General features: G+C 61.2%; 12 protein-coding genes. 5 read left to right on the top strand and 7 right to left on the bottom strand.

Going from position 1 to position 14059, the window contains the following annotated elements; translation table 11 throughout:
- Positions 1-2: 2 nt before the first annotated feature.
- Positions 3-338 carry a hypothetical protein gene (locus VCB98_RS01970; RefSeq protein ID WP_346049927.1) on the top strand — a complete coding sequence of 112 codons (336 nt, stop codon included), beginning with the start codon at positions 3-5 and terminating at the stop codon, positions 336-338.
- Positions 331-2046 (top strand): Na(+)/H(+) antiporter subunit D, encoded by a 1716-nt coding sequence (locus VCB98_RS01965; protein ID WP_346049925.1) that lies wholly within the window; start codon positions 331-333, stop codon positions 2044-2046. Before VCB98_RS01970 ends, VCB98_RS01965 begins: the two co-directional genes overlap by 8 nt.
- Positions 2047-2116: 70 nt before the next feature.
- On the opposite strand, the gene VCB98_RS01960 is transcribed toward VCB98_RS01965, so the two are convergent.
- From VCB98_RS01960 to VCB98_RS01940, 5 genes are all read right to left on the bottom strand, one after another.
- A complete protein-coding gene (locus VCB98_RS01960) occupies positions 2117-4489 on the bottom strand; it encodes a hypothetical protein (RefSeq protein ID WP_346049923.1) in 2373 nt (790 codons plus the stop codon).
- Between the two features lie 111 nt (positions 4490-4600).
- Entirely contained in the window at positions 4601-5098 is a 498-nt protein-coding gene (locus VCB98_RS01955) for a GNAT family N-acetyltransferase (protein WP_346049921.1), read from the bottom strand.
- Positions 5095-5841, bottom strand: coding sequence for a DNA polymerase III subunit epsilon (dnaQ, locus tag VCB98_RS01950; protein ID WP_346049919.1), 747 nt, complete (start codon positions 5839-5841; stop codon positions 5095-5097). The genes VCB98_RS01955 and dnaQ overlap by 4 nt, the downstream gene beginning before the upstream one ends.
- Positions 5842-5854: 13 nt before the next feature.
- Positions 5855-6307, bottom strand: coding sequence for a ribonuclease HI (gene rnhA, locus VCB98_RS01945; RefSeq protein ID WP_346049917.1), 453 nt, complete (start codon positions 6305-6307; stop codon positions 5855-5857).
- Between the two features lie 2 nt (positions 6308-6309).
- On the bottom strand, positions 6310-7041 hold the full coding sequence (locus VCB98_RS01940; RefSeq protein WP_346049915.1) for a class I SAM-dependent methyltransferase: 732 nt from the start codon (positions 7039-7041) through the stop codon (positions 6310-6312).
- Between the two features lie 146 nt (positions 7042-7187).
- Here VCB98_RS01940 and gloB point away from each other — a divergent pair, with 146 nt between their 5' ends.
- The 3 genes from gloB to VCB98_RS01925 all read left to right on the top strand — a co-directional run bounded on the left by gloB (position 7188) and on the right by VCB98_RS01925 (position 10600).
- The gene (gene gloB, locus VCB98_RS01935; protein ID WP_346049913.1) at positions 7188-7958 is read left to right on the top strand and encodes a hydroxyacylglutathione hydrolase; all 771 of its coding nucleotides are present in this window, start codon (positions 7188-7190) and stop codon (positions 7956-7958) included.
- 27 nt (positions 7959-7985) lie between these two features.
- Entirely contained in the window at positions 7986-9686 is a 1701-nt protein-coding gene (locus VCB98_RS01930) for a lytic transglycosylase (protein ID WP_346049911.1), read from the top strand.
- A 128-nt stretch (positions 9687-9814) separates the two neighbouring features.
- A complete protein-coding gene (locus VCB98_RS01925) occupies positions 9815-10600 on the top strand; it encodes an enoyl-ACP reductase FabI (RefSeq protein ID WP_346049909.1) in 786 nt (261 codons plus the stop codon).
- Between the two features lie 85 nt (positions 10601-10685).
- On the opposite strand, the gene VCB98_RS01920 is transcribed toward VCB98_RS01925, so the two are convergent.
- Positions 10686-11981 carry a dicarboxylate/amino acid:cation symporter gene (locus VCB98_RS01920; RefSeq protein WP_346049907.1) on the bottom strand — a complete coding sequence of 432 codons (1296 nt, stop codon included), beginning with the start codon at positions 11979-11981 and terminating at the stop codon, positions 10686-10688.
- 146 nt (positions 11982-12127) lie between these two features.
- Positions 12128-14050, bottom strand: coding sequence for a SurA N-terminal domain-containing protein (locus VCB98_RS01915; RefSeq protein ID WP_346049904.1), 1923 nt, complete (start codon positions 14048-14050; stop codon positions 12128-12130).
- Between the last annotated feature and the right edge of the window lie 9 nt (positions 14051-14059).

Below are 14059 nucleotides of genomic sequence, written 5' to 3'. Positions count from 1 at the left end.
ACATGATCGTAAAGTTTCTGGACATGCTGGTACGACATGGGACGCTGCTGAAGTGGGCCACGCTCGCTTTCATGGCGGTCCTGGTGATCGTCGATCTGATCCTGCCTTCGGCCTACGACCGTTTCGCCTGGGAAAGCTGGGGCGGTTTTGGCGCCTTCTTCGGCATCGTCGCTTCCCTGATTCTCATCGCTCTGGCCAAGGGCCTGGGCTTTGGCCTGGTTTACCGCTCTGAAGACTATTACGACGACGAGCTGGAGGGTCGTGAGATGAGCGGCGACCCCCGAGACGAAGACGAACGCAATGAGATGCTGAACAAGGAGGACGAGAACAATGCATGAGCTGTTCAGCATCAACTGGCCCGGGATGGACTGGCTCCACCCTTCCCTGCTGCTGATTCTCGGTAGCCTGCTGATTCCCGTTTTCCGCGGGGCGGTCCAGCAGGTGTATCGTCTGACCCTGGCGGCCGCATTCATGGTGGCGGTGTTTAGTACCGTGCCGGGCGTCTACGCCAGCTTCCAGTTCCTGGGCATGGACATGATGATGGGACGGGCCGACCAGCTCAGCCTGGTCTTCGCCTACGTCTTTGCCATCATGGCCATGATCGGCACCATCTACGCCCTGCACGTAAAAGACAATGTGCAGCACATGGCCGGCTTCATCTACGCCGGCTCTGCCGTGGGTGTCACCTTTGCCGGTGACCTGCTCACGCTTTACGTGTTCTGGGAGCTGATGCTCCTGTCCTCGGTATGGCTGATCTGGCGCAATCGCAACCCCATTTCCTTCGCCTCGGGTTTCCGTTATCTGCTGGTTCATGCGGTCAGCGGGGTTCTGCTGCTCGCCGGCATCGTGCTCTACTACAGCCAGACCGGCAGCCTGGCCTTTGAGCGCATTGATGTGGAAGGCGCCGCCTTCTGGCTGATCCTGGTTGGCTTCATGGTCAATGCCGCCGTGCCACCCCTGCACGCCTGGCTGACCGACGCCTACCCGGAGGCCACTGTCACCGGCGCGGTATTCCTCAGTGCCTTCACCACCAAGACGGCCGTTTACACCCTGATGCGGGGCTTCCCCGAGACCGAAGTCCTGATCTGGATGGGTGCTGTCATGACCATCTGGGGCGTGACCTACGCTGTGCTTGCCAATAATATCCGCCGTCTGCTGGCTTATCACATCGTCAGTCAGGTGGGTTACATGGTGGCCGGTATCGGCCTGGGCACGGCCATGGCCCTCAACGGTTCGGCGGCACACGCCTTTGCCCATATTCTCTACAAGGCACTACTGTTCATGGGCGCGGGCGCCATCATCTACATGACCGGCCGGGCCAAGCTGACCCAGTTGGGTGGTCTTTACCGCTACATGCCGCTGACCTTCATCTTCTACATGATCGCGGCCTTCTCCATCTCGGCCTTCCCGCTCACCAGTGGCTTTGTCAGCAAGACCATGATTCTGGAAGCCTATGCCGAGAATCAGATGGCGATCATCTGGCTGATGCTGTCGCTGGCCTCGGCGGGTACCTTCCTGAGTGTGGGCCTGAAACTGCCCTGGTTCGCCTTCATGGGCAAGGACTCCGGCCTGCGGACTAAGGAAGCGCCCACCAACATGCTGGTGGCCATGGGCATTGCCGCCTTCTTCTGTATCTATATCGGTATCCGACCCGAGTGGCTGTATCAGTTCCTGCCGTTCCAGCCGGTGGAATACAACGCCTACACCATGGGGCACCTGCTTTGGGAACTGCAGCTACTGCTGTTCGTGGGCCTAATCTTCTTCCTCCTGCTCAAGTATGTGGGCCCCAAGGAGAAGATCACCATCGATACCGACTGGATCTACCGCAAGGCCGCGCCGCGTGCAGTGGGCTTTGTTCATCAACACGGTACTGCCGCCTGGCATGCCTTCCTGGCGGGCCTGCGCTGGCCGCTTGATCGCATCGTTGATGCGGCCAGTCGTCACCATGGCCCCCAGGGAACCCTGGCCCGGACCTGGCCAACCGGAAGCATGGTGCTCTGGGTGGCCGTGTTACTGGCGGCGTCCTTGTTGATTTATTATCTTTGAGCTACAAGCTACGCGCTACGAAAACGGGGCCCTTGGGGCCCCGTTTTCTTTTGGTGGTTCGATGGCTTTGTTACAGCTCGTCAAACTGGTGGGAGATGATTTCCTGTCTTTCGGCGTCCTGGAGGCGGGTGCTGACGCCTGGGGGTAGTGGGACAGTCAACTCCACATTGATGTCGGCCGGGTGATCGACGCGGGGTGAGGCGGCGTCCACCAGGATATCGGCGAGGGCCAGGCGCATGGCCTGGTCGTAGAAGGGATCGCCCGCAGCGCCGTAGGCGGTGGTGAAGACCGAAAGGCTGTCATCGCCGTTGTCCACCAGCTCCACCAGCTTCCACTCCATGGGCCGATCCACACTCCCCGGAGAGACAATCTCATAGTAGCCCTGGTCTGCCTGGTCGGCGCCCCGGTCAGCGCAACTATCGCCCTCATCGGCGGCGATCATTTCGCCGTTAACACAGACCGCCGTGATGCTGTGCCGGTGGGCATGACCGGCCAGATGGAGAATCACATTGGGGTGTTGGGCCAGTTGGGTGCGCAATTGCTCCGGGGCCATGGGCTCCACCGGGTCCGGCATGATGGAGCGCAGGTTGAAGAGCAACTGGAATGCCAGCACCACCTGATCTCCGGCACCCGATTGCAGCAGATTCAAGGTAGCGACTCCGTCATTTACCGTATCCTGATCCAGTTCGGCGAAGGTCGCATCACTGCTGCCTTCCATGATCTGGGCGAACAGATCCAGCGCCTGTCGATTACCGGCATCCTCTGCCCCCCGCACGGGTGCCCCGACATTGCCGGTGCTGAGTTGCCCGTCGGCGGGATCGCAGTCCGCAGGCTCTCCGGTCCGAAACCCAATTGCAGTGGACAGCCCCTCACAGATCAGTGCTTCGAGGAAGAGCCTGAACTCATGCACGGCCGTCATGGAGCCGTTGTAGTGATGGCTGTGGATGATCACGGCCTGATTCTCATCAGCGGCAGCAGCAAGCTCAGCCTCCAGAAAGGCCACCTGATCCCGTGTCGGATCATCAAAGTCATCGCTGAGTGCTTCACCCTGCAGATAAGGCACCTGGAAGAGATCCTGCGCGGTGTCGGGCTTTGTCAGGGCCTCATCACCTTCGGAGAAGGCCTGGGAAAGCGCCTCGCTGATCTCCAGGGCATCAAAATCATAGGGCGCCTGGGGCCGACCGATCACACCCAGGTCACCGCCGTAGATATAGGCGGTATCCAGGGTGACCACCCGAAGCCAGGGGGCATCGTCGGGCTGGTGGCTATGAAAGCCTACGCAGCGTCCATCCGGATCAGGTTCGTTCAAGCCACCGAAACCATGGCCCGAAGGCTGGCCATTGGTATCAAAATGGCCGTCGATGAAGCCACAGCGATCCAGCTGTTCGCGCTGCTGATCGGAGGCGATGGACTGAGGATTGAAGCCACCATCCTGGAAAAAATCGGCGAAGGCCTCTGCCTTGCGCGTCCATGAAAGCAGTTGGTCCAGATCCAGATCTTCATCCGGCGTAATAAGCAGCTCGCTTTCGTCCAACCAGTCCCGGCGTTCTTCCCGAGGCCCAAGGTTGGGCACAGAAAGTCCGGCCTGGCCGAAGATGGACTGAAACAGGGGGAACTGTTCCGGCTGGTTAACGAAAGCCAGGGCCCCGATGGGAAAATTCCCGAGCGCCAATACGTCATGGTTGCCGACCGCTGCCAGCCAGGGCCCATCCAGGCCCTCGGCATCGATCGGCGCCTCCGGATCCAGCCCCTCCGGGGCATCGACGTTGAGGGTATCGGCACTCACCGGCGTGAACTGTCCGCCGTTCAGCAGAGTCAGGAACCAGTCCAGCTCATTGGCCTGGGCACCTTCAATGGCATCACCGGCATGGACGGCGAGGTTGAAGGGCCGGAACTCGGCCTGGATACGATTGGCGGCCCGGATCATGGCATCAGCAGCATGGGGCACATAGGCGTTCTGACTGCGATGCGCCGGTGTCGTGGTGGGGCGCGCGGCAAACTTGCTGGCCGGGATCAGCCCCGGTGATTTTTCGTCCACCACCTGCACATCGGCCGTGTGGAGCATGAAATAGACGCTGGCCCGATCATCTGACGGCTCGCCAAGCCCCAATTCATCCCGCTGGACACGGGCAAGGCCGTCACCCAGTTCCACCGCCCCCAGCTCGGGGAAGGACTCCACCCCCTCCTCCGTCTCCCGGTCCACGAATGCCGGCTCACCGGCCTCGGGGTCGCCATGGCGCAGGGGAGGATCGATCAGTGCCTCCTCGCCCTGGACCGGGGCAAGCCGGGCCTGGGTGGTGAACAGCAGACCGTCCGCTAGCGTCTCCTCTTCGTCGCTGGCATCATCCGAATCGCTGGCCAGGCAGCCAGCAAGGGACAGGAAAAGGGCAAGTATCAAAAGGCGCGCCAGAGTGCGCCCAAAGGCTGGGCTCTCGCGGTCCATGAGTTCTCTCCCGACAGAAAACGACTCTCTGAAGCTAGTTCATGGGAGAAGGCTGCGCAAGACGGGGGCGTGGGAAGCGAGCTTGCCCCGTGGTCCCAAGCAAGCAGGAATCTAGAGCGCTTTGATCAGGACACGATCACAGCGGCGGGTGGCGACACTGTCCGGGGCCGTGGTGTAACCGGCGGACTCATACAGGGCGATGGCTTCCTTGAGCACCGCTGCGGTTTCCAGACGCGCGTACTTGAAGCCCCGCGCCCTGGCGCGATCCTCCAGGAAGTCTAGAAGCCAGCGTCCCAGCCCCTGGCCACGGGCTTCCGGCAATAGATACATCTTGCGGATTTCCGCCACATCGGCCCGTCCATGTAGCGGGTAGAAGGCTGCCGTTCCCACAATGCGCTGGTCAATTTCCACCAGCCAGAACTCTCCTTGCCGGTCCATATAATGCTTTTGGACATGAACCACATCCTCGTCGGCATCCTCTGGCTCAAAGTTCAGGCCATACTCGGCAAGAACCTGGGCCAGCAAGGCCACCACCGCGTCGCGATCTTCGGCTGTCCAGAGCCGGATCCGATAGTCGCCGAACCGATGTGCCTTAGAGTCCTGATTCATGTCTCTCCATCCACCGAGGCACTCTCAGCGCCTTGGCGCAGCCAGACCGCACCGCCGCTCTTTTCATGAATGGCCTGGATCCGGCGCTCGTGGGCTTCCAGCTCAACATCCGTGGCAGAAACCACCCGCAACTGCAGGCCCTCGCGATTGACTCGCCGGATGCGAGACGCGCTGCCACCGGCCTCACCCCCTTCTTCCTCTTCCTCATTGAGAAGCAGCGTCTTCTGCCCGCCGGTCATGGCCAGATAGACATCGGCAAGGATCTCGGCATCCAGTAAGGCGCCGTGAAGGTCTCGATTGGAGTTATCTACTTCATAGCGCTTGCACAAGGCATCCAGGCTATTGCGTTGACCGGGATGCATGCGCCGAGCCATGACCAGGGTATCGAGTACCTCGCATAGCTCCTGAATTCTTTCCGGTCGCTTGAGCAAGTGCAGTTCATTGTCGAGGAAGCCGACATCGAAAGGCGCATTGTGAATAACCAGCTCAGCGCCGCGAACAAAGTCGAGAAAGTCATCCACCACTTCCTCGAAACGCGGCTTGTCTTCCAGGAAATCATTGCTGAGGCCATGCACTTCAACCGCACCGGCATCCACTTCCCGATCCGGATTGAGATACTGGTGAAAATTGCGGCCGGTGAGGCGGCGGTTGACCATCTCCACACAGCCAATTTCGATGATGCGATGGCCGTCACTGGTTTCAATACCGGTGGTTTCCGTATCCAGGACAATCTGTCTTGTCATGTCTTAACCTCGTTCAATGGCCCGCGGCCTGCAATTCATCAATGCCTTCATTGGCCAAGGCATCCGCCCGTTCATTGCCCGGGTGCCCCGAATGCCCCTTGACCCAGTACCAGCGCACATCGTGCTTGTTGCGCAGTTGGTCCAGGGCCTCCCACAGCTCACGATTCTTGACGGGTTTCTTGCTGGCGGTTTTCCAGTTGTTTCGTTTCCAGCCATCCATCCAGGTGGTAATGCCCTTGCGAACGTACTCCGAGTCGGTATGGATATCCACGCGACAACGACGTTTCAGGGCGGTCAAGGCTTCAATGGCCGCCCTGAGCTCCATGCGATTGTTGGTGGTTTCGGCTTCGCCCCCCTTGAGTTCCCGGCGGTGGCCATTCCATTCCAGCACCACACCCCAGCCGCCCGGACCGGGATTTCCCCGGCAGGCGCCATCGGTGTAGGCGGTGACGACATTGGAAGACAAATTCAGCTCCTCTTTCGGTTATGACTCAGTCCGCCGGGGACGGTACCCGGCCGGATGACGGGGCGGCGACCATACCAGTGAGGGCTGATGGGGGTCGCGCCCGGGGGCTGTTTACGGAAAACCGCGGCCCAGGCGGCTGCCGGCCAGGGCCCGGGCAATCGCGAACGCCCCCACTGCTCCAACCAGCGGCTACGACGAATGAGCCAGGGCTGATTGATGGGCAGACGATAAAAATAGCGCTCCATTGCCAGCAGCTCGAAACCCAACAGCTGCATCCAGTCGCCGATGCGATGTTCTGCCAGCAGTCGTGCTCCATTGCCATAGGGCGGGCGGCGAAGCAGTTCCCGAAAGCCCCAGAGGCTGTAGCGACTGAAACCCAGCATGAAAATATGTCCGCCGTGGGCCAGCACCCGATCCGCCTCCCGCAGGCTGGCGTGGGGGTTGGCCGCGAACTCCAGGGTGTGCGGCATGACGACCACGTCGATACTGCCGCTGGCAACGGGCAATGCCGCAAGATCAGCGACAATGTCCGCCGGTGCGGCGGCATCCACTACCAGTCGACGATTGACCCGACAGTGCTCCAGCAGGGCCGACATCTCGCTCCAGTGTCCCAGCTGCAGCAGCCGCCCCCCAAAAAGGCGCTCGGTGAGCCGCCCCGCGAGCAGCCGTTCGCATGCCAGGGTGGCCCGGGCCAGGGGGGTTTCGAACCAGGATTCCGATGTTGATGCCGCCATCCCGCCAGTAACCCCACGCTGCATCCCGGGGCACAGCATAACCGGCCCTCGCCCGGGCGCCAACCGGTCTCGGCGATGCCTCGAAAACATTTCCCCAAGGTGCTATTTTTGTTGACCTTTTCCCCAGTACGGGTAGGATAGGCGCCATGCCAGAAGTGAGCGTCGTTCCGGTCCTGAGAGACAATTTCGTGTGGCTGCTCCACGGTGAACAGCCCGACCGGGTCGCCGTGGTGGACCCTGGCGAGGCAGCCCCGGTTCGAGAAGCGCTGACCACTCGCGGCCTCACCCCTGAGGCAATCCTGGTTACCCACCGACATTGGGACCATGTGAACGGCATCGAAGCGCTGCTCGAGCATTGGCCGGTGCCTGTCTATGGCCCGCGCGATGAACCCGTTCCGGCGCGCAGCCACGCCCTGGCCGACGGTGATCGGGTGGAATTGCCCGGCCTGGGGCTGGAATTCGATGTGCTGGCCATTCCCGGCCACACCCTGGGCCATATTGCCTACCATGGGCATGGCCTGCTTTTGAGCGGTGACACCTTGTTCGCCGGTGGCTGTGGACGCATGTTCGAGGGTACGGCGCCGCAAATGCTGGCATCACTGGACCGGCTGGCCAACCTGCCCGCTGAGACCGAGCTTTACTGCGGGCATGAGTACACCCTCAAGAATCTGGACTTCTGCCACGCGGTGGAGCCGGACAATGAAGCCATTGCACAGGTCCGAGAGCGGGCCGAGGCGCGTCTCGCTGATGGCCTGCCATCGCTGCCAACGAGCCTGGCAATGGAGCGAGACTACAACGTATTCCTGCGCTGCCGGGAAGCCAGCGTGCGCGAGAGCGCCAGCCGGCGGGCCGGCAGGGAACTGAACAGCCCGGAGGACGTGTTTTCAGTCATTCGTGACTGGAAAGACGGCTTCTGAAGAAGCAACCAAACAGAGACCGAATCAATGACAGGCAAAGCCATTGATCAGCACGCCCGGCTGCCGCGCCGGGGACGATTGCAACATGCCCTGATCCCCCTGCTCCCCCTGATCATCGCCGGCTGCGGCACCATGCCGTGGATGGATCAGGAGTACGAAGCGGACCCCACCACCCCGGAAGTGGGCCTGGTCCCTGAGCTGGAAGGGGATGCCTATCGCCAGACCTTGAATACGGACTTTGAACTGGACTGGCGCGATCATGCCACCCACCTGGTGGAGGCGGAATCCGAACAGGACTCGGAACCCGCCGATGTCTGGGAGCGGATGCGGCGGGGCTTTGCCATGGAGGAACGCCAGCATCCGCGGATCGAACCCCAGATCCGCTGGCATGAACGGCATCCGGGCTATCTGGATCGCGTCGCCCGCCGGGCGGAGCCCTTTCTAACACATATTCTCGACGAAATCGAAGAACGGGGCCTACCCATGGAAATGGCCCTGGTGCCGATCGTGGAAAGCGCCTATGACCCCTTTGCCTATTCCCACGGACGGGCTGCGGGCATGTGGCAGTTCATTCCGTCCACCGGGCGCCATTTCGGTCTGAAGCAGAACTGGTGGTATGACGGCCGACGGGATTTCATAGCCGCCACCGATGCCGCCCTGACCTATCTGGAATCCCTGGCCGACCGCTTCGGCGGCGACTGGGAGCTGGCGCTGGCGGCCTACAATGCCGGCGGCGGCAATGTCTCCCGGGCCATGCGCCGCAACCGGCAGCGGGGCGCCGACCAGGACTACTGGAGCCTGCGCCTGCCTCGGGAAACCATGCACTATGTACCCAAGGTCCTGGCATTGCGGGACGTGATTCAACAACCCGAGGCCTACGGCATTAACCTGCCCGACATCGACAACGAGCCGCGCATTGCCGTGGTGGAGCTGGACGGGCAGATCGATCTTGCCCTGGCCGCGGAACTGGCCAACCTGGAGATCGACGACATCTACCGTCTCAATGCCGCCTTCAATCGCTGGGCCACCGATCCGGATGGTCCCCATCGCCTGGTGGTGCCCATCGACCGCAAGACACAGCTCGAGGAGGCGCTCGCGGAACTGGACCCGGATGACCGCCTGGCCTGGCACCGCCACCAGATCCAGCCGGGTGAGAGCTTGATCAGTATTGCCCGGCAGTACAACACCACAGTTGAACTGCTCCAGGACGTCAATGAGCTGCGCGGCAATGTGATTCGTGCCGGTCACCACCTCCTGGTGCCCCGCTCCATGGCCTCGGCGGACAGCTATTCCGGCAGCGTCAGTCAGCGCCTGGCACGGATTCAGAACACCCAGCGTGGCGATCGGGAACAGGTCAGCCATCAGGTCCAGCCGGGGGAATCCTTCTGGTCCATCGCCCAGCGCTATGATGTGGGCGTCCGCCAGCTGGCCCAGTGGAACGGCATGGCCCCAGGCGACACCCTGCGCGCCGGACAATCCCTGGCGGTCTGGGTGGAAGACGCCGATAATGCGCGCATCGCCAGCCCCCTCCGGGCCGGCCCCACCGACCGGGAACGGCGAGTGAACTACCGGGTGCGCAGCGGCGATTCCCTGGCCCGCATCGCCAGTCGTTTCGGTGTAAGCGTCAACGACCTGCTGCGCTGGAACAGCCTGTCCGCGGATGACTACCTTCAGCCGGGCCAGCAGTTGACCATCATCGTGGACGTAACCAATACATCCGGGAGCTGAGCCGACCTCGGTCAGGTCGCTGAACTGGCCCAGAAGGCCGCTGGCCGGTAAGATTCCCTGCATCGACTTGCGAGCCCCGCAGAGCGGGGCTCATTGATTCTGGAACGTATCCCAAGGGGAGATTCGAGATGGCATTTCTCAAAGGCAAGAAAGCGCTGGTGGTGGGACTGGCCAGCAACCGCTCCATCGCCTACGGCATCGCTCAGGCCATGCACCAACAGGGGGCAGAACTGGCCTTCACTTACCAGAACGAGAAGCTCAAGCCGAGGGTGGAGAAGATGGCAGCCGAATTCGGCTCCGAGCTGTGCTTCCCCTGCGACGTCACCAGTGACGAGGAAATCCAGGCGGTCTTTGATGGTCTCGGCAAGGCCTGGGATGGCCTCGACATCCTGGTTCACAGTGTCGCCTTCGCGCCTCGCGAGGCCCTGCAGGGCGGTTATCTGGAGAGCGTGACCCGCGAGAACTTCGCGATCTCCCACGACATCAGCGCCTACAGCTTTGCCGCCCTGGCCAAGGCCGGTCGGCCGATGATGGAAGGCCGCAACGCCGCCCTGCTGACCATGAGCTATCTGGGCGCTGAGCGGGCCATTCCCAACTACAACGTCATGGGCGTGGCCAAGGCCAGCCTGGAAGCCAATGTGCGCTTCATGGCTGCAGACCTTGGCGCCGACGGCGCCCGAGTCAACGGCATCTCCGCCGGCCCCATCAAGACCCTGGCGGCCGCCGGCATCAGCAACTTCCGCAGCATGCTGGACCACGTCAAGCGCATCACCCCGCTCAACCGCAATGTGACCATTGAGGAAGTGGGCAACACCGCCGCATTCCTGTGCTCCGACCTGGCCTCGGGGATCACCGGGGAGATTGTCCATGTGGACAATGGCTACAGCATGATGGGCATGACTTTGAACGACTGAGGGCGGAGCCCTCAGTCGTTCAGCTGCGAGCTACGAGCAAAAAAGCCGGCGCTATGCGCCGGCTTTTTTGCTCGTAGCTCGTAGCTCAGATATTCGCCTTCTCCATCTTGCCGGAGGGCAACAGATCCTTTTCGCCTTCCAGATGGGCCACGATGACCGAGCAGACACCATCGCCGTAGACGTTGGTGGCTGTTCGCAGCATATCCAGGATGCGGTCGAAGACGAACAGCAGGCCGAGGGCCTCCAGAGGCAGGCCGACGGCGGTAAGGATGATGCCGATGGCGACCATGGAGGCCATGGGTACGCCAGCCACGCCGATGGAAGTGACCAGGGCCGCAACCACGATGGTGAACTGCACACCAAAGGTCAGCTCGAGACCGTAGGCCTGGGCGATGAAAATCGCGGCAACACACTCGTAGAGTGCGGTGCCATTCATGTTCACCGTCGCACCCAGGGGCAACACAAAGCTGCTGGTCTTCTGCGAGACCTTGGCGTTCTTGCGCACGCAGTCCATGGTGATGGGCAAGGTGGCCATTGAGGACGCGGTCGAGAAAGCCGTCAGCAGGGCCGGCCCCATGGCCCGGAACAGGCGGTAGGGATTGTAGCCGGTAATGACCCGCACCATGAGCGGCATGACCAGGAGGACGTGAATGGCGAGGGCCACCACCACCGTGATCGCAAAGACCAGCAGGGGCCCGGCCGCATCCACACCGGTTTCGGCGGCCACCTTGGCTACCAGGCCGAAAACCCCCAGGGGGGCGAACAGCATCACCAGATGGGTAATCTTCATCATGACCTCGAAGATCCCATCCCAGAAGCTGTAGAGGGTATCGGCGTTTTCCTTCTTCACCCGGGTCATGAAATAACCGAACAGCAGAGCGAAAAAGATCAGGCCCAGGAGCTCGTTATTCGCTGCCGCATCCACCACATTCTCAGGGATCATGCGGTGGAAGATGGCTACCAATTCGCCAGGGCCACCCTCACCGACCTGCTCGACCACTTCATCGGCATCGCGATCCAGGGCCAAACGATCGCCCGCCGGCTCTCCGTTGATAAAACCGGGCTGGGAAAGATTGACTGCAACCAGACCCACAAGGACGGCGACCAGGCCGGTACCAATGTAAAAGCCCAGTGTCTTTCCTCCCAGGGCACCCAGTCGACCTTCCCGGGCGATGCCGGCAATGCCAATGATGATGGAGGAAACAATCAGGGGAACGATGATCATCAGCAGGGCGCTGATAAACAGGGTGCCAAGAAAATCGTAGACCCCCATGGCTCGTGCGCCGAGGGTGGTATCGTCCGGATGGCCGGTAATCAGGCCCGCAATGATGGCCACGGCGATGGCGATCAGGATCTGCCAGTGAAGCTTGATCTTCGGCATGCCGGTCTCCCGTCGGGTTCGGGGGTATGGTGTCTGGCGGGCCATACTGTACAGGTCAGACCGTGGACCTTCCGCGCCCCGCCTGTGAGCAGAAAAAGCGAGCCGTCATCCAGTGGATGACGGCCGCTCACCGCCTAAACCCTTGCTTATATGCGATCTTCCTGCAAGCGCCGTTCTTCCTCTTCATCGTCGAGCAGAACCTCGACGTCAGAATTGCGGCGCAGCTCGCGGACATAGGCATTGAATTCAGCCTGCATCAGGCTGCTACGCACCGCATTGCGACGATCATGGCGTTCATCCGCGTCCATATCCAGGGTCGGGCTTTCCACGCTGCGCAAAGCAACCAGGGCAAGACTGCCGTCCTGCTTCTCGATGATCTCGGTCACCGGGCCGTTCTCGGGCCGCGGCATCCGGAAAAGGGCCTGGGAAAGCATGCGATCCATATCGGGCTCGTCGCGACTGACGTTGCGCGCTTCACGAATCGGCAGGTCCGCTTCTTCGGCAAGATCCAGGAAGGACTCACCCTCGCCCGCCCGTTCACGCAAACGTTCGGCCAGGGCACGGGCTTCCCGCGTTGCCTTGTCCTGACGAACTTCCTCGCGAATCTGGTCGGCCACAGCTTCCAGTGGCCGCTGCTCGGCCGGACGATGATCCACTACCCGGAGCACCACGACCGTGTCGTCATCCAGTTCAATGGGATCACTGTTGAGCGCCTCGTCCAGCACCATGGCGCTGAAGGCTTCCTGACGAACACGGGAATGGCCGGCAATGCCCTCACCCTCATCCCGGGTCACGTCCTCGACCGTCCGAATATCCAGGTCAAGGATATCGGCAATGGGCTCCAGGGCATCCGGGTTGGTAAAGGCCTCATCTGCCATGGTTTCGCGCAGATCGAAGAAGCGACGCTCGGCTTCGGTCTGGCGCAGATCAGCAAGCAGCTCGTCACGGGCTTCTTCGAAAGGCAGCGGTTCCGGCGTTTCGATCTCATCCACCCGAACCAGGTGCAAACCGAACTCACTCTCCACCACTTCACTGACTTCGCCCGCTTCCAGGGTGAAAATCACTTCATCGACAGCGTCAACCATGTCGCCGGGCAAGACCCAGCCAAGGCTGCCACCCTCCTCGCCGGAAAGGGTATCGTCAGAGTACTCGCGGGCCAGGTCCTCGAAGGATTCACCATCGGCCAGACGCTGCCGCAAGGACTCGATCTTCTCTCGGGCGGCGGATTCATCGTCATCCATGCGAATCAGGATGTGACGGGCATAGCGCTCCTCGTCCTCCAGGTAACGCTCCCGGTCACGCTCCCAGGCCTCACGCAGCTCTTCCTCACCGATCTCGATACGCTCGCGAACCTCGGCCATGGACAGCTTGATGTAGCGCAGATCCACCTGTTCGGCTGTCATGTAGCGATCAGCATGGGTCTCGTACCATTCCTCGACCTCATCGTCGCTGACATCGACCCGATCAATGAAGTCGGCGGGAGCAATACTGATTTCGTCGAAGATGCGGCGCTGGGCTTCCAGACGCGCCATGCGCTCAATTTCCTGATCGGTCACAAAGGTCGAACGAGAAACGGCGCTCTGAAGATACTGACCCTTGAGCTCCCGAGTCAGGTTCTGCTCCAGCTGTGACGGAGTCATATTCTGTGCCCGCAACAGAGTGCGATAACGCTCCATCGAGAATTCGCCATCCACATGGAAAGCCTGGATGGAACGGATCTGTTCAATCACTTCGCGCTCGTCGGCACGAAAACGCTGATCCTCGGCACGCTGAATCAGAAGCTCTTCCTGAATCATTTGATCCAGGACCTGACGGCGCAGGCGGGATTCATCGATCATCTCTGGATCGAACTGGTCCCCGAACATCTGCCGCAGTTGCTGGAACTGATTCTGGTAGCGATCCCGGAAGCGCTGGTTGGGGATCTCCTCGCCATTGACCGTGGCCACAGCGTTGGTGAATCGCCCTTCGAAGTAGGTGTTAATCCCAAACAGGGCGAAGGGGATGCTGAGAAGAATGACCACAACCCAGGCAATCCAGCCGGTAATATTATCTCTGATGGACTGAAGCATAGTGTCTCT

Source organism: Natronospira elongata, from assembly GCF_034931365.1.
GTDB classification, from domain to species: Bacteria; Pseudomonadota; Gammaproteobacteria; order Natronospirales; family Natronospiraceae; genus Natronospira; species Natronospira elongata.
The sequence above is the reverse complement of the archived record's forward strand: the minus strand, read 5'-3'. Positions and strand labels throughout refer to the sequence as shown.

Bases quoted from the DNA above. Each gene is read 5' to 3' on its own strand.
- VCB98_RS01955 (WP_346049921.1), bottom strand. From the start codon at position 5,098: ATGAATCAGGACTCTAAGGCACATCGGTTCGGCGACTATCGGATCCGG.
- VCB98_RS01965 (WP_346049925.1), top strand. From the start codon at position 331: ATGCATGAGCTGTTCAGCATCAACTGGCCCGGGATGGACTGGCTCCAC.
- VCB98_RS01925 (WP_346049909.1), top strand. From the start codon at position 9,815: ATGGCATTTCTCAAAGGCAAGAAAGCGCTGGTGGTGGGACTGGCCAGC.
- VCB98_RS01920 (WP_346049907.1), bottom strand. From the start codon at position 11,981: ATGCCGAAGATCAAGCTTCACTGGCAGATCCTGATCGCCATCGCCGTG.
- VCB98_RS01970 (WP_346049927.1), top strand. From the start codon at position 3: ATGATCGTAAAGTTTCTGGACATGCTGGTACGACATGGGACGCTGCTG.
- VCB98_RS01915 (WP_346049904.1), bottom strand. From the start codon at position 14,050: ATGCTTCAGTCCATCAGAGATAATATTACCGGCTGGATTGCCTGGGTT.
- VCB98_RS01930 (WP_346049911.1), top strand. From the start codon at position 7,986: ATGACAGGCAAAGCCATTGATCAGCACGCCCGGCTGCCGCGCCGGGGA.
- VCB98_RS01960 (WP_346049923.1), bottom strand. From the start codon at position 4,489: ATGGACCGCGAGAGCCCAGCCTTTGGGCGCACTCTGGCGCGCCTTTTG.
- dnaQ (WP_346049919.1), bottom strand. From the start codon at position 5,841: ATGACAAGACAGATTGTCCTGGATACGGAAACCACCGGTATTGAAACC.
- VCB98_RS01940 (WP_346049915.1), bottom strand. From the start codon at position 7,041: ATGGCGGCATCAACATCGGAATCCTGGTTCGAAACCCCCCTGGCCCGG.
- gloB (WP_346049913.1), top strand. From the start codon at position 7,188: ATGCCAGAAGTGAGCGTCGTTCCGGTCCTGAGAGACAATTTCGTGTGG.